Raw genomic sequence first — 16,094 nt, 5'->3', positions numbered from 1 at the left:
ACCCTACGACTCTACATAGTTTTTTGGTGACGGCGTGGCCCTGCCCTAAAGAATTTCAGCGGAAAAAAGAGACGCCAGCGACCTACCGTTAATAACCGACGGGTAGGGTGCGGCCCTGCCGCACCATCACACATCAGATACCCATAAAACAACCAAAAATATCAGTAAGGATAGTCCGCCAATCCTGGATTACCCTTCACACCAACCAATTTAGGTGTATTGAGTTTGTCGATCTTGACGGTTTTCTGATCACGCAGATATTTCGCCACCACATCCCAGATCGGTTCACCTGGGGATTTGGAACCGACAGTGGCCCAACCGGAAACCGTGTAATTTTTACTCGCCTCAACTTTGGTTCCATCATCCAGGGTCATATCGGTTATGCGCTTGCCAAAACCAGCACCAGGTTCACAGACATAATCGAGTCCACCTAAGCGCACCATGTCACCACCCTGTTGATAGTAGGGGTCCTTGTTGAAAAGATTGTCACAAACATCCTCAAGGATTGCCTTGATCTCACTCCCCTTCATCTCCCTGCGATAGGTCTCAGGATAGGTGATGCAGGTCTGATCCATGACATTGTCCATGGTTATCTTCTGACCTGGGAGTACCGTTGTACCCCAACGAAAACCCGGTGAGAGGGAGATCTGAGCATCATTCACAGTAGTCAGAGCATCACAGATTACCTGGTCAAAGGTACCGTTGAAGTTACCCCGACGGTAGAGTGTCTCTTCGGTAACTGCCAGCTCCTCATTGAGCTGCTTCGCGTAAGGGGCCCGCACCTCATCGATATAAGCCTGCATCTGTTTATCTGCGGGCAGGATATTGGAAAATATCGGTAACAATCGATAACGAAAATCCCTAACTTTGCCACCCTTGACATCCAGATCCATAACGCCAAGAAACTTACCGTTCGAGCCGGCATTGGTCACCAGGGTCTTTCCGCCTGAGTTCTTAACAACGGTGGGAGCAGGCATACCATCATGGGTATGACCGCCGAATATCGCATCGATCCCGCTAACTCTGGACGCCATCTTAAGATCGACATCCATTCCATTGTGCGAGAGGACAACCACGACATCGGGTTTCTCATTCTCCCTTACGCTGTCGACAACATCCTGCATCAGATCATCCTGGATACCGAAGGTCCAATCGGGTATGAAGCGCTGTGGATTGGCTATTGGGGTATAGGGGAAGGCCTGTCCAATTACGGCAACACGGGCACCACCTACCTGTTTGATAACATAGGGCTTGAAGGCATTGCCTTCATCCTCGTCAAAACCTTCAAAATCGGAATAGTTGTAGTCGAATAGTGCCTCGTCACGAACCTTTACGTTCTGAGCGACAAATTCACCCTGAAATTCGTTGACGTTCTCAATCACCTCTTTGTCTAGATAGGTGAATTCCCAATGGCCTGTCATCACATCAACACCCAACCGGTTGCAGGCGCCGACCATATCCTTGCCTCGAGTCCAGTAGGCTGTCCCTGAACCCTGCCAGGTATCCCCGCCATCCAGCAACAGACTATTGCCAGGACCTCGGTCGTCACGAAGACGCTGCACTAAGGTCTTCAGGTGGGCAAAGCCACCTACCCTGCCGAACTTACCCGCTGCAGAATCAAAATCGAGATAACTGTAGGCGTGTGATTCGATACCACCTGGCGTGATTCCGAAATGTTTCAACAGATTGTCGCCAACCAGATGGGGCGCCTTATTGAAGGCATATCCAATCCCCAGATTGACATTCGGTTCGCGAAAATAGATGGGGTTGAGTTGGGCATGGGTATCAGTGATATGCATCAGTGAGAGATTGCCAAACTTGGGTACCTCATAGAGATCCGCGGGCTGCTTGGCAGCTGCGAAGACAGATGAAGGCATCATTCCGGCAGCTCCGGCAAGCCCCATCAGGCGTAGAAATTCACGTCTTGAAATAGTCATTCTTATCTCATCCTCCAGTTATATGGGATGCTGAACCCGCATGCCGCGGAACTGGCAGCTCTTGGGTTCACAGCTATCAACGTTTGAGGTACCTAGTGGTCGGAATTAGTCCGAATCCAATCGATTAGGTTGCCGGACTAAAAAAACCAGTTGAATCACCGGAAGGCGCCTGTTTGAAAAAAGCCCTCCAGCCATCCAACTGGCCGACATCCCCTCTCTTCGCTCCGGGCGTTCATGGGGAGGCGCTATTATCCAACCCTTTGTGGTCCCTTGAAATACCAACATACTCGACTGGTAGTTGTGGTTTTCCATAACTCATTTATTCAGAAGCCGCTCTTCACTATATTGGTCGCTGCGGGGCAATCACAAGTTTCCGGATTGATTGTCTTGATCCGGCACCAGTATGTGAATCTCTTCTGCCAGAGCAATCTACTCCTGCTCCAGGGTCAGCATCATCCTCATCAGATGAGAGAGGGAGTCTGCCTGCATCTTCTCCATTACTCTGGAGCGATGGGCCTCAACGGTGGAAAGAGTGATTCCCAGCTGCTCTGAAATATTCTTATTACGCATTCCGCTGATGACCAGGTCAAGTACCTCCCGCTCTCTGGGTGTCAGCTGATCAAGATGCTCACGAATCTCTGACAACCGAGAGGCCTCTCCCCGCATCTTCGCGTCCATCTCAATCGCTCTATGCACACTATCCAGCAAAATCTGATCACGAAATGGCTTTTCGATGAAATCCACAGCGCCTGCCTGAACTGCGCGCACTGCCATCGGTACATCCCCATGACCAGTAATGATAATCACCGGCGGAAAAATCGGATACTCGTTCAGCTTCTCCTGCATATCAAGGCCACTCATACCTGGCATTCGGATATCCACCACCAGACAACCCGGCAGGGCGCCATCAAATCGATCCAGATATTCGAGTGCCGATGCAAAACAGATTACCGGCAAGCCAACCGATTCGAAGAGTAACTTCAATGCACTCCGCACCTCTTCGTCATCATCCACTACGAACACTGTTGGTATGCTTTGATCCATCGCGTTAACCTGCCTCCCCAACTGGCAAATTGAAACTGAACTCGGCTCCGGTTCGATAGTCCGGATTGATCGACAGTTTACCACCGTGCGCCTCAATGATCCCATAACTGATGGAAAGACCGAGCCCCATGCCATCAGACTTGCTTGTCACAAAGGGATCAAACAGGGTGGATTCCAGTTCTGCTTTGATACCCGGCCCATTATCCCTAACCCAGAGTCGTATAGACTCCTTCGAATCCTCTCTTGTGACGATGTGTAGTATACGTTCTCGGTCGCTCACTTCAGCCAATGCCTCTATCGCATTACGTGCTAAATTTAGAATTACCTGCTCTATCTGTATAGGCTGTGCAAGCACTTTCGGCAATGGCTTCTGCATATCCATCTCCAGTCGCACCTCCGCGCGGTTTATATCAGGGCGGATCAGAACCGCTACTGCATTAACCAAATCGTTAACATCCACCTCTGCATTTTCCAGTGGCTCTTTGCGTACCAATCGTCGTAACTGGCGGATGATCTCTCCCGCACGATCAGCCTGAGCGGCAATCTTCTCCATCACATCCACACAGACATTGATATTAGTTCTATCGGATTCGAGGATACGCATACTCGCCTGAGCGTTCGTAGAGATCGCCGTCAGTGGCTGGTTCAACTCATGGGCTATCCCCGAAGCCATCTCACCCAAAGTACTCAAACGCCCTGCCCGAGCCAATTCGATCTGATGTTTTTGAGCCTTCTCCTCTGCATTTTTGCGCCTGGTGATATCGCGAAACACCACAACACTACCAACGGTTTTGCCGCCTTCATCCCGTATAGGCGTACTACTGTATTCCACTGGAAAGCTGGTACTGTCCTTGCGCCAAAAAACATCATCAGAGATATATCTGGCTTCGTTATCACGAAAAGTCTGATAGACAGGGCAGTCCGTCGCACGATGAGGAGAGCCATCCTTATGAGAGTGGTGCAGGATCTCATGCTGATTTTGTCCGATCACATCATCCGCACCCCAGCCGGTGATCCTTTCAGCTGCCTTATTAAAAAATGTAGATCGACCGTTCATATCCACGCCGTAGATACCGTCTGCAACGGAGTCAAGAATTAACTCATGCTGTAACTCAAGGCGATCTTTCGCCTTCTGTAACTCGTTATTCAGTCGCATCACCCATAAGGTCATCACCACCATGAACAACAACATCAGCAATCCCCCCATTAACCAGTATCGATAGCGACTGATCGCATCCACCAAGGTAAATTTACCCAGATACTGGTAGGGGGGTAATTTCAATGACATAAAGAGATCGTGTACCGGCTGATAATCGAGCGGTATGGTCCAGCCCGCATAAGCTCCGGCCAGGGCAGCATGATGATCATGAGGCATATTCAACAGTGCCACTGCAACCTGTTGTGCAAGATTATCCGCAGTATGTGCGACCTTACTGAAAGGCCACTCGGGATAGAGCCGGGTACTCAGTGCAAATGGAAATTCGCTAACCTTTTGGGGATTAATAATCCGGAAGTCTTTCAGATCGATGGTTCCAGCTGAGGCCATTCGCTCCAGGATGTCGGTTCGCACGGTACCAATATCCACTTCACCGTTTAAGACAGACATCACCACACGATCATGAATGCCACCAAACCTAAGCTCCTTCAGGTCGGAGTAGGGATCGATGTCATGTTCAACCATTTCACGCATAGCCATCTGAAACCCACCCAGTGAGGTGGTATAGACTGCCATCATGGTATGTCCGCGAATATCATCAAGGGTATTGATTTCAGAGTGATCATGGCGGGTGAAGATTACCCCCCCAAAAATCTTGTAGGGCACATCGTTTCGTCGATTGTAGAGCGTGGCAATACGCGACACCCTGTATTTCACTTCAAGATTGACATATATCCCTGGATTGACCAGAACAAAGTCCACCTCCCCAGCAGCGACAACAGGATTGACCTCATCAAATTTCAAGGGCCTGATAATAAAATCGTGTAAGGGAATGCTGGCACTTAGATACTCTGCTGTTGGACCCCACATCCTCAGCGTCGCCTGATCCCCTCGATGGCTAAGCACACCGATACGGACAGTATCGGCATATACCAGTGAAGAGCAGCATAACTGTAGCGATAGTAACCCAAAGAAAAACAGGTAGCGGAATGAATCACCGAAAATGGTCATTCACTGAGAGTATGTGAAAAAGCTGATTCTGACAAGCTATCAGCCACTTATTGATAGTGGCGAGATGCCAAAGTGTACAACTGCCTGGGATTGTCACCACAGTTCAGCAAAGCTGCCGATTGGTATGCAGGAAACCCTGTAAGAAACTATTTGCTCACCGGGTCAATCGCGTCAACGTCGATCTGTTAACGATTTCAACTTACCGATCAACGATTTTTCGTGAATCTGCTCACGCTCAATTTGCTCACGAATCAAGGCTTCCTGCAACTCGGCTTCACGCTGAAGTTTAGCCTCCTCCAGGCGTTGACGAATGGAGTTTCTTTGAGACTCATCTATCTCCAGGTCAACCATATTTGCGCGATTGCGCAGAAGATAATTACCCAGAGTATCGAGCCAGGCTTCATCCACCTTTTCCGGCTGAATGAGACTCTTCTCCACCTTAAAACCATTGAAATTGGAGACGAACATTCGTATGGAACCCAACTCAGGATCGGCCTGAAACAGAAAGTTCACCTTGACCTTTACACTCAGTTGTAAATTCAGACCAACAACCCGCTGTTCATGATCACGTATTGGCCACTCAGTATAACGCATTGTCTGGGCATCCAGAAAAGCGCAAGCCTCATCCGCCTTCGATTTGGGTGTAATCGCAAAAGTCAGTTCATTGTCAGAAATACAATTGAATCGTAATCGAACAACCCTTGTATTCTCTGAACTATCTGCATTCACGACATAGTCGGAATTCAGTAAACCTGTTACCTGACCTAGCCCGGGCAGGGAGTAATCGTGCCTCACCTCATGTTCAAGTATCTTCAACTGATCGGTCAGCTCGGAGAGATACTTCATGATGGATCGCATTGGGGATTTGAAACGCGACTGGTAGAGCTCTTCAAGTCTGGTCGCTTCGCAATTGGCGCCCTCAGCTTCTTGCTGTTTGCGGGCTTCCTCTTTTAATTTTTCCAAAAGTGACATGGCAGAGTCCTCTAACTTCCCTATTCCAAGGTTCTTCTGTAGCGCATATTCTATCGAGAAACCACCTCACAAACCAAATTAAATTATTAAGAATCTAATTCTGAAATCCATAGAGGGTTGCAATCTCATCCGCCCATAGCGTGTCATCTATGGTCTCCAGGATCAAAGGAATATCGTCAAAACGCTCATCCTGCATAATATAACGGAACAGTTCCCAACCAATCTTCCCCGCTCCAAGACTATGGTGACGGTCTACTCGTGCCCCCAACTCCGGCTTGCTGTCATTGAGATGCATACCACACAGGTATTTAAACCCGACGGTAAGGTCAAATTCCTTAAATGTCTTTTCACAGGCTGCAGCCGTACGTAGATCATAGCCTGCCACAAAGGTATGACAGGTATCGAGACAGACACCAATTCGGCTCTTATCCTCAATCCCATCAATAATGGTCGCGAGGTGCCCGAAATCATAACCTAAAGTGCTACCCTGACCAGCTGTGTTTTCAATAACTGCCGTCACCCCATGAGTCTGATCCAGACACCAATTGATCGAATCGGCAACCCGTTGCAAACTCTCCTGCTCACTAATTTTTCTTAAGGTTGCCCCAGGGTGAAAATTGAGCAGTGGCAGCCCCAACTGCTCACATCGCTGCATCTCTTCCAGAAAAGCAGATCTGGATTTCTCAAGCCCCTCCTTTTCAGGATGCCCTAGATTGATTAAATAACTATCATGTGGAAGCACATGCCGGCTTAATATACCGACACGCTTAAGGTTCGTTTTGAACGCCTCTATCGACTCTTCGCTCAATGGCTTTGCTCTCCATTGGCGCTGATTTTTTGTAAATAGAGCAAAAGCTCTGGCACCTATCGACTGAGCATTGAGGGGTGCATTCTGAACTCCCCCGGATGCACTGACGTGCGCACCAACATATTTCATCTGATAAACCCTAGGATCTATTGAGACTTCGATTATCCAGCTTTAAGAGCGCTTGGTTGGCGCCCAAATCTCTTGCCGGGTTCCAGAGAGATACTTTACCCAGGCTGTCAGTATCGATATGTTCACTGAGACAAAAAAGAGTGGAACCTTGGTTATCGGTAGTGCCTTTAAAACTGACTCATTCATTGCTGCTACCGCAGCGATCCCATAGAAAGCAATCTGCAGGATAAACAGAAACCCATAAAAACCATCGCCTAGCAGAAAGATATTGCTGACCAACAAGGAAATCAGGAAAAAGGGTACCAGCCATCTGATCAGTTTATGGGATATCAGATATAGGGAGAAACGGGGATATCTAAAGGGGTTTAACAGATTGGCTTTTTTGAAAAGAGCAGTAATGCCCCTTATGAAGGTACGTACCTTACGGTTAAACTCATCTTTCTGTGATTTTGCAGCTTTCATATACCCAAATGATTCGGATATTGAAATTGCCCTGTAGTCTTGTTCCACAGTATTGAGAACCGAATAAAAATCGGGGGCCACACCCTCTATAAATGGCGTTACTATCTCTCGTCTCTGGGCATAGAGAGATCCACTGGCCCCAACAATAGAACCTGTCGCAGACTCCTGTCTTCGCAGGAACAGTTCATATTTGCCATACAACCCCTCACCGCTATCTCCTTCGATGATATCCTCTCCAGAAACACAGCCGATTTCTGCTACAGCAAAAGGTCGTACCAGTTCGGTAATCGCCCTTGAATCTAGCATGATAGAGGCATCTGAAAAGACAACAACATCTCCAGTAGCCGCTTCCAATCCTGCATTCAGTCCATTCGCTTTGCCTTTTCTCTCCTCCAGTTCAATGAAGGTTATCTTCTTTAGCCCTTCATAGCCATGCACGATCTTCGCCGTATCGTCCGTTGATCCATCGGAGATGATCACCACCTGCAAATCACCAGAAAAATCCAACTCTCGCGTATTATCGAGCTTTCGCGAGATAACCGCCTGTTCATTATGCACAGGAATAATCAGAGAAACAGATATATCTGCTGGATAATCAAGGGATTTATAGTCAATTTTACTACTCAAAGCATTGACTAAGGACAACAGAATCGGGTACCCAAAATAGGCATAGAAAACCACGAAGAATGAGCCCCAAAGCACAAATTCCATAATAACTCTGTATATATAAAAAGTTTATATTGTCTTGGCGATTATGACATTTCTAAGCTCATTATGTAATAACCTTTTGCTATCTGGAGAAGCTTGAACAATCACCTGATTGGGCGACGTATACTGCAGCAGTTATCTCCCTTAGCAGTAATCAGGTAGAACCTGACCTGCTCTCAATCTCACTTTAAGTAATCCCATCTGCGTAGCAGGTAATTTGCCTCAAATAGGAGATCAGTAATAGAATGGCTTACACGGCACCACCTAAGCCTCGTGCAGCTTATACCTTGCTCGGTAGAAGAGCGATTTAACCTGAGCCAAAGTTATAATATCAATCATGGAATCCACTGCCGACTCTCACGATAAGAATATAGCGCTTTCGTTCATTATCCCCACAATGAATGAAGAGGAGAATATCGGGCGACTGATAGACTCAATCCATCTACACAACAAGCATATTGCTCACGAAGTGATAGTTGTGGACAACGGATCAACTGATAGAACCAGGTCAATAGCCGAAGAAAAAGGCGCCACTGTTTTGTTCGAGCCAGAATTGAACATCGCCGGCCTTCGGAATGCAGGCGCCACTAATAGCAGTGGAACTATCTATATCTTTCTTGATGGCGATGTAGAGTTAACTCAGGAGTGGTCTGAAGAGTTTCCTGTAACACGCAAGATGCTCGAAGAGGATAGAAATATTATCACCGGATCAAAATGCAGTATTGCAAACGAAGAGAACTTTCTTGAAAAATATTGGTTCTCCTCCAGTCAGGGAGAGTCAGGAAACTACATCAATAGTGGTCACCTTATCATTCACAAGGAACTCTTTGACAACATAAATGGGTTCAATCCTGACCTGGTTACAGGGGAAGATACAGATCTTTCAATAAGAGCAAAAACCACTCAAAACGCCAGAATCATCAATAACCAGAAATTGAAGGTCTTACACCACGGCTATCCGAATGACCTCTATACCTTTGTTAAGAGGGAGGCTTGGCATGGTACAAGAACCAGAAAGTTTTTCGATGTAATCTGCTGCTCGAATGTTCAATTCGCAACCAATATTTTTCTGATCTTACATCTCAGCTTAATCTTCACTGCCAGTATGCAACTGAGTCTGCTCTCAGTTGTCATCCTCATATCCATCGTTTTACTACTGCTTGCATCTGCACTCTACAAGTTTGGCCCTAAACCTAAACTGATCCTGATCAACAGTATAATATTCTACTTCTACTTCCTAGGCAGGAGCATCTCGATATTTAAGGTTTTATTCAAACTCTAATTGGAAGCTGTTTCAGACCATCTTGTTGTAGATAGAGGCCATCTTTTCCAAACGTACCGAAGAGTCAAATTTTTCTCTGATACGCTGCTCACCCATATCTACTTTTTGCTGATATTTCATAGGATTATCCAGAAATAATCTTAACTCATCGACAAGCTGCGACTTGTTATCGGCTTCGATCAAGGTACCCACATCCTGACTGTTGATTATCTCAGCGGTACCTCCCACATCTGTAGCTATTACAGGTACCCGCATCAGCATCGATTCGAGAACAACATTTGGCATACCCTCAGTTGATGAGGTTTGAATCACCAAATCGAGCTCACTGTAAACAGGCAGCATATCCCGAATAAACCCTTTAAATTCAACCACATTACCCAACCCCAGTGACTCTGTCAGCTTTCTGAGATGATTCTCATCTGGACCAATACCGATCAGAAGCAAACGAAAGTCATACCCCTCATCGACAAGTTGTTTGACAGCTGCTAACAGCAACTCCTGGCGCTTTTCTGGACTTAACCTGCCAATCTTCGCAATCAGTGGCGTTTTGTTCGTAATATTCAAAGATTTCCTGATCTTACCGGAATCTTCAATATGATAGTTTTGAGTTTCAAGTGTGTTATGAACAGTAACCAGGCGAGTACTGTTCGGACGAAATTTTCTTAGTTTTTTCTGTGTCTGGTCGGAAACAGTAATCACCGTGTCGAAAAAATAGGACAACAGGAGCTTATCAGCAAATATTTCAATTTTTCGTAATAAGGTATTGGCAACCCATCCATGAGCAGTTGTGATAATGGGCACTTTTAATTTTTTTGCAGCAAACAACCCATACAGATTCGATCTCAGATCATGAGTATGAATAATGTCGATCGGGGTCTGCTTATTATATTCAAGAATCTGACCGATGATGGTGAAATCCAGGGTTTTGGACTCCTCTATCTCCAGGCAGTCGAGACCATCTTCTCTTGCCTTATCAAGGTAATCTGACTCACGACGATTATCTGAGACAAAACTTGCAATTTTGATCTCGATCCCTTGTTCCCTTAAACCCCGTGCTACTTCAATTATTGTCCTCCCTGGACCATCACACCAGGGAGAATCTCTAATATCCAGTACAACAACTTTATCTTGCATTATTTGCACATTCTTCCCGAATTTTATTCCCACAAAGAATAACTTAGTTGTTTAAATCCGTCCTTTCATTTTAACCCTTACGACGATTTTGTAAATCTACGATTTAATGACCTCATCATAGACGCCACAGATACCATCAACATTTATATGAATTGTAAAATTATCCCGGAACCTCGTGTAGCCTGCCTCACCGAGCATTTTTCTGCGCACATCATCCCGAATCAGAGAATCTAATTTTGCGGCCAAATCCTCGACCGACTCTATATCAAACAACAACCCGGATTCACCATCTACAATAATCTCCTGTGGCGCACCGATATTCGAAACAATGACCGCCTTCTTTAAAGCGAGTGCCTCAATGATGACGATTCCGAAAGGTTCCGGCTCCACCGAAGTATGGACAAAAATATCAAATGAGTTAACGTAATCAGGTACATTTTTTTGATACCCAGTTATGACAATATGATTTTGTAACTGATGCTTTTCAATCAATCGCTCTATTTCATCCCGATAGGATGAATCTGTGATGGATCCAATTAGAAAACAGCTGAAATCTTCATGTTTTTCCTTCAGCAAAGCGACTGCCTCAACCAGCAGTTTTTGACCCTTCCAGGGTTTGATATTTCCAACAACACCAAATATCGTCTGCTCTTGTTTTAGATCATACTTGGAGTTCAGATAGTTCTCTTTAACCCCATCTGTAATTCTGTTTTCATTAATTCCATCGTAAATCAGCGTTATATTTTCATCTGAAACACCTTGATTAAGCAGGTTCTGTTTTACCGCTTTTGATATTGCAATGATTCTATCTAGCGAGCGACTGAACAGAAGCCCGAGCTTATTGATTCTTGGTTCAATACCACGCACATGTGAAACCACAGCAATTTTTAAAGATTTCGCTGCTATCAAAGCGTCATGATCTGTGGAAAATGTATTATTCAGGTGCAATATATCTGCATTTTCCTGCTGTAGAATTTTTCGCCATTTGAATACTCTCAATACCATCATATTGAAATAGTTCACTGGCAGTCTAAAAACTCTTCGAAGTGGCGCAGGCAAATTCTCGCCGAACTGAGAAGCCTGGAACGGCTCTTCAATTCTTACCTTAAACCCCGTATCCCTGAACTCTGAAACCAGATCATTCTCTTCGTAGAAAACCACAGTGGCATCATAACGCTCTTTATCAAGCGCACGACATATTTCCAGTAAACAGTAGTGTGATCCACCGATAGTATGATCAATGCAATGTTCCAAATAGACTATTTTTGTCTTTTTCAATTTTGCACTCTCTTCAATAACGGTTTGATTTTATCGTATATACCCTGCCTTTCACTGGCAGTAAATATAATCCAGAAGGAGATAGCCAAATAGATCAATGATGCCCCTGCGACAACTGCAAAGAAAACAGCCAAACTGTCAAATTGAAGATAATGTTTAACATACAAAACCATTCCCAAGAAAGGTATTGCAGCAATGATTGGCCTGATATAGCCCAATAGGTAATATTTCAGCAGATCCATACCTATCACTCTAGTCGTGTAAATAGGCAATATAATGGCTGTTAATATTATATGTGGAATGGTTGTACCCAATGCTACACCAGCAATACCGTAGATCTGCAAAAGTACAATACTCAGAATCAGATTGGTTATAGCTTCACCAATTCTAAAAAATGCAAGCATTTTGTGTTTATCCATCCCATACAAAACGCTGGAAAGTGTTTGGTGGGGTGCGGAAAATATTTGTGACACAGCAAGTATCATTAACACCAATCCAGACAACTCTCTAAACTCTTCACCCATCCAAAGTGCGATGAATTCACCACCGAGCACGATGAATACCAAGGCAACAGGAAATGAGATAAACAGGGTCAGTTTAGAGCCGTCGACAACAGTCTTCTTAATACGCTCCTGGTCATCCAATGCACTATAGTGGGCTACCATAGGCATCAGTACCTGAGCTGTAACGACAACCAGCTTTCTCAAATATTCGATTAAAGTCCCGGCGATTGCATAAAAGGTGACTGAGGCAACCGGCATAAAAATACCAATAACGATAGCGTCAGTCATAAATACAATTTTCTGGCCCAGATTATTGATCAAGACAAAAGCGCTATAATTCACCACCTTCCTGGCAACTTTGCGTAATCCTGCATCAAGTCTGAATCTGAGTTTAAATTGCACATCATGCTTGCTGGCAGCAGATTTTGCAGAGTGGAGCAGATAGAGCCCACCCAAAAAGCCGAGGATCATTTGACTGGCTGCCATTGCCACAATCGTATACCCAAGCTTCAGCAGTATCACAAAAGCTGCCGCTTTCGCGAGTGTTGTCAGAATATTTACAACATTGAAAATGTCATAACGCTGCAACCCCATCAATACCCCTGAAAAAATATTGAAGATAAAGAATTGTGCGATTGTCGCTCCAACCAATAAAACGGTGATCGATGCCACTTTTGCTATAGATTCATCAACACCAAAAATCTCAGAAAAATAGAGTGACAGCACTATTGAAACAAGAATTGTTCCAATGGATATGAAAAAGTAGATAATAAAAGAGACACTCAACACCTCTTCCAATATCTTAGGGTCTTTCTTGGCTATTGAATGAGATGTATATCGAATGACCGATTCACGAACACCAAAATCAAACAGATACATATAGCCTGTAAACTGATTGATAATGGTCCACACACCATATAATTCATTGCCTAAATTGTGAACAACAAAAGGTGCAAGAAAGAAAGAGACGACTATTGAGATTAATAGACCGGACCAATTCGAGAATAGGTTTTTTATTATCCTGCTCTTTTCCATTTTAAATCCAATGAGCCGTTTATAACTACAGCTTATTCACAATCTCACAAATACGCTTTGCATCATTGTCTGTGACAAAGGCATGGGTAGGTAGTGTTACGATCTCTCGTGCCACACGTTCAGCACCTGGACATGCCTCTCTGGTTACCAGATGCGCCTCTATTTCGGATAAGAGATTCAAAGGTTCCGGATATGAGGCTGATATACCATACTGACGATACTGTGTTAACAAATCTGAACGCAGATCACCATCATGAACCAGTATTGGATATCTAAGATAAACTGGCTCTGTGGATTCCAGTTTGGCTATTTTAGATACGCCGCTACCCGGATTAAGGGTCTGTTCGTAGAATTCGCCGCGTGAAACACGTGATTCAGTGATCAGCTCCACTCTGTCAAATTGAGCAATCGCCAAGGATGAGAGAAACTCTGGATAGGCCTTGACTTCAACCTCAGTTTCAAACCTTGTCTCACCCAGCCCGGAAAAACTGATATTTGCAGGTATTTTGTAAGCATAAGGATTGAGAAACAGAAAATAGACAAAGACTTTCACAAACTCTATGAATTTGCTTTTACTGCTCAGATCGGAAAGCTGCTCTGAGGCCTTATCCAGATATTCAGCAAGCTCACTATCATTCGTCACAATCAATCCACCCTGCATTGAGGTGACATTCTTGCCCTTGTCTAAACTCAATATACCCGCATATCCATAAGTCCCCACATGGCGCCCATCTATCTTTGAATTGAGTGATTGCGCAGCATCGTCAATCAATAGCACCCCATGTTCCATAGCAACTCTCTCAAGCGCCCCCAAATCATTCGGCAGGCCGTATAGATTGGCACTAACAATTGCAGCTACCCTTGAAAAATCTATTTCACGCAGCTTTTGCAGATCATAGGAGAGTGTCTGCGGATCGATATCACACAGCCTGATTTTTAACCCTGCGTTTATGGCTGAGCTTGCCACAGAGTAGCAGGTATATGCCGGCAGGATGACTTCATTTCGCTCTCCATGCTTACCGTGAAGCGCCTTGACAGCTGAAAGCAGCTCAGTCATCGCGCCTCGACCTGTCGAATAGAGAAAACTGTACTCCCTATTCAGCAACCTCTTGACCATATTCTGGAGCTTGGCCCTATCTCCAGAACCACTGAGTGCAGAATAGAACCAGCTAACCAGTTCAAATAGTTTAATTGGTGAGCCAGTAGGAGAGAGGTGTTTCAACATATGAGGCTCTAGGGAATACTCTTAGAGATAAGGGGGCCGATCATACTTACGACAGGTAGTGGCAGTTTTTTCCACACATCAATGGCTATCTTATATTTTCTATTATCCACATTCAGCTGAGGCATCTCACCGCCCTGTGGCATGTGGTATTGCCAGTAGAGCTGCTTCATTTCAGCATTCCATTTCTTTTTGAATGCCTCACCAGTTGAATCGGCTGTCGATCTGCCAAGATGATAATCTATACATCCCATCTCACAGCTGTCCTTGATCATCTCCCAGTATAAGGCGTAGGTTGGCTGAAGTTTGCGGAACTCCTGTACAGTACCCATCCACATCCCCTCAACCGTCTTTTTGTAGTAGCCATTCAACGCCACACAGATCGGCTTGTCTCCCAGATAGGTAACAAAGATCTTGATATCATCTTTTGAGAAAAGATCGAGCAGTTTCTGAAAGTAGCCTTTTTTATAGAATGGCGTACCGAGGTCTCGCCAGGAATGACTCATTACCTGGTAGAAGTCTTCCAGTAATTCGGCATGGCCTGAAACCACACGAATGTCATTCTTATAGACCCTTCTAATATTGGTTCGATGCTTCGATTTGAAAGCCGACCAGAGCTTTTCATGATCATCTTCCAGCTTGATCGACATGGAGACTTTTTTAGTCGATTCAGGCAGTCCCAGAGGTGAACTCTTCGTCGTCCTCAATTCCAGATAATCCACCTGATGCTGGTCAGCGAGTGAAATTGCATGTTCTATCAACGCTTTTTCGGTTTCGATCGAATCTGCGCAGGCGCCGCCAAAGTTAACAAAGGGCATGGAACACAAAATCTTGCCAAAAAGTCGGCTCTCTATCAAAACCAGGGGCAGCACCCCATCTACCTGTTTACTATCTTGCGACGCTATCGAATAGACCTGATGCCCAAAATGGGTTTCATTCAACTCCTGCCATTCAAATCTCTGGTAAAAATTGGCTTCGGTGGCCCTGTTCAGATAGTCATTCCATATCTGCCTGCTTTCCAATGTACTCGACAATAACTTAATATCTGACATTTCACCTGATCCGAAAAAATATATAGTATCCGTCTATTTTACTACGGAAGCATCTCTTAAGTGTCATCTCAATCTACCCTGCAGGATCAACCCGGACTTGATCCAATTGAGCTATTTCACCCTCTTTATGTCAAGTGAATATGACACAACCGCGCTGCTTATCGTCCAAAACGATCTTTTTGTGATACAACTCATATTACCAGAGTTGCCTGCCCATAGTGTCACGCCCTTTATAAAATAGCCCAATCGCCCCCTTCTCCAGATAGATAGCTGACTTAATCACTGCACTAGTGTTTCAATCAATTTCAAAGAACCTCTGATAGATTCCGGATCGAGTGCGTAGTGAGGTGAAAGGTTTATA

The 16,094-nt window shown here is 45.0% G+C and carries 13 protein-coding genes; 2 read left to right on the top strand and 11 right to left on the bottom strand.

Annotation, left to right across the window (positions count from 1 at the left end):
- Nucleotides 1-161: 161 nt before the first annotated feature.
- The 3 genes from soxB to AC4IE7_RS09800 all read right to left on the bottom strand — a co-directional run bounded on the left by soxB (nt 162) and on the right by AC4IE7_RS09800 (nt 5,148).
- Nucleotides 162-1,937 carry a thiosulfohydrolase SoxB gene (gene soxB / locus AC4IE7_RS09810; protein ID WP_490776652.1) on the bottom strand — a complete coding sequence of 592 codons (1,776 nt, stop codon included), beginning with the start codon at nt 1,935-1,937 and terminating at the stop codon, nt 162-164.
- Nucleotides 1,938-2,366: 429 nt separating this feature from the next.
- Nucleotides 2,367-2,981 (bottom strand): response regulator transcription factor, encoded by a 615-nt coding sequence (locus AC4IE7_RS09805; RefSeq protein WP_490776651.1) that lies wholly within the window; start codon nt 2,979-2,981, stop codon nt 2,367-2,369.
- 4 nt (nt 2,982-2,985) lie between these two features.
- The gene (locus AC4IE7_RS09800) at nt 2,986-5,148 is read right to left on the bottom strand and encodes a PhnD/SsuA/transferrin family substrate-binding protein (RefSeq protein ID WP_490776650.1); all 2,163 of its coding nucleotides are present in this window, start codon (nt 5,146-5,148) and stop codon (nt 2,986-2,988) included.
- 13 nt (nt 5,149-5,161) lie between these two features.
- On the opposite strand from AC4IE7_RS09800, the gene AC4IE7_RS09795 reads away from it, so the two are divergent.
- Nucleotides 5,162-5,290: a hypothetical protein gene (locus AC4IE7_RS09795; protein ID WP_490776649.1), complete on the top strand. Its 129-nt coding sequence runs from the start codon at nt 5,162-5,164 to the stop codon at nt 5,288-5,290.
- A 29-nt stretch (nt 5,291-5,319) separates the two neighbouring features.
- Here the strand turns inward: AC4IE7_RS09795 and AC4IE7_RS09790 are convergent, their stop codons facing one another.
- The 3 genes from AC4IE7_RS09790 to AC4IE7_RS09780 form a co-directional block, all read right to left on the bottom strand.
- Nucleotides 5,320-6,120, bottom strand: a complete 801-nt coding sequence (locus AC4IE7_RS09790) for a hypothetical protein (RefSeq protein ID WP_490776648.1) — start codon at nt 6,118-6,120, stop codon at nt 5,320-5,322.
- Nucleotides 6,121-6,214: 94 nt separating this feature from the next.
- Nucleotides 6,215-7,057 carry a deoxyribonuclease IV gene (gene nfo, locus AC4IE7_RS09785; RefSeq protein ID WP_490776647.1) on the bottom strand — a complete coding sequence of 281 codons (843 nt, stop codon included), beginning with the start codon at nt 7,055-7,057 and terminating at the stop codon, nt 6,215-6,217.
- 42 nt (nt 7,058-7,099) lie between these two features.
- Nucleotides 7,100-8,230, bottom strand: a complete 1,131-nt coding sequence (locus tag AC4IE7_RS09780; protein WP_490776646.1) for a glycosyltransferase — start codon at nt 8,228-8,230, stop codon at nt 7,100-7,102.
- A 334-nt stretch (nt 8,231-8,564) separates the two neighbouring features.
- Between AC4IE7_RS09780 and AC4IE7_RS09775 the strand changes: the two genes are divergently transcribed.
- Complete coding sequence (locus tag AC4IE7_RS09775) at nt 8,565-9,509, top strand: glycosyltransferase (RefSeq protein WP_490776645.1); 945 nt, start codon at nt 8,565-8,567, stop codon at nt 9,507-9,509.
- Between the two features lie 12 nt (nt 9,510-9,521).
- Here AC4IE7_RS09775 and AC4IE7_RS09770 read toward each other — a convergent pair whose 3' ends face one another.
- The 5 genes from AC4IE7_RS09770 to AC4IE7_RS09750 all read right to left on the bottom strand — a co-directional run bounded on the left by AC4IE7_RS09770 (nt 9,522) and on the right by AC4IE7_RS09750 (nt 15,733).
- A complete protein-coding gene (locus AC4IE7_RS09770; RefSeq protein WP_490776644.1) occupies nt 9,522-10,643 on the bottom strand; it encodes a glycosyltransferase family 4 protein in 1,122 nt (373 codons plus the stop codon).
- A gap of 96 nt (nt 10,644-10,739) precedes the next feature.
- The gene (locus AC4IE7_RS09765; RefSeq protein WP_490776643.1) at nt 10,740-11,921 is read right to left on the bottom strand and encodes a glycosyltransferase family 4 protein; all 1,182 of its coding nucleotides are present in this window, start codon (nt 11,919-11,921) and stop codon (nt 10,740-10,742) included.
- Nucleotides 11,918-13,459 (bottom strand): lipopolysaccharide biosynthesis protein, encoded by a 1,542-nt coding sequence (locus AC4IE7_RS09760; protein WP_490776642.1) that lies wholly within the window; start codon nt 13,457-13,459, stop codon nt 11,918-11,920. The genes AC4IE7_RS09765 and AC4IE7_RS09760 overlap by 4 nt, the downstream gene beginning before the upstream one ends.
- A 25-nt stretch (nt 13,460-13,484) precedes the next feature.
- Nucleotides 13,485-14,684: a DegT/DnrJ/EryC1/StrS family aminotransferase gene (locus AC4IE7_RS09755; protein ID WP_490776641.1), complete on the bottom strand. Its 1,200-nt coding sequence runs from the start codon at nt 14,682-14,684 to the stop codon at nt 13,485-13,487.
- Between the two features lie 8 nt (nt 14,685-14,692).
- On the bottom strand, nt 14,693-15,733 hold the full coding sequence (locus AC4IE7_RS09750; RefSeq protein WP_490776640.1) for a FemAB family XrtA/PEP-CTERM system-associated protein: 1,041 nt from the start codon (nt 15,731-15,733) through the stop codon (nt 14,693-14,695).
- Between the last annotated feature and the right edge of the window lie 361 nt (nt 15,734-16,094).

Source organism: Candidatus Thiodiazotropha sp. AKAK3, from assembly GCF_058244645.1.
The sequence above is the reverse complement of the archived record's forward strand: the minus strand, read 5'-3'. Positions and strand labels throughout refer to the sequence as shown.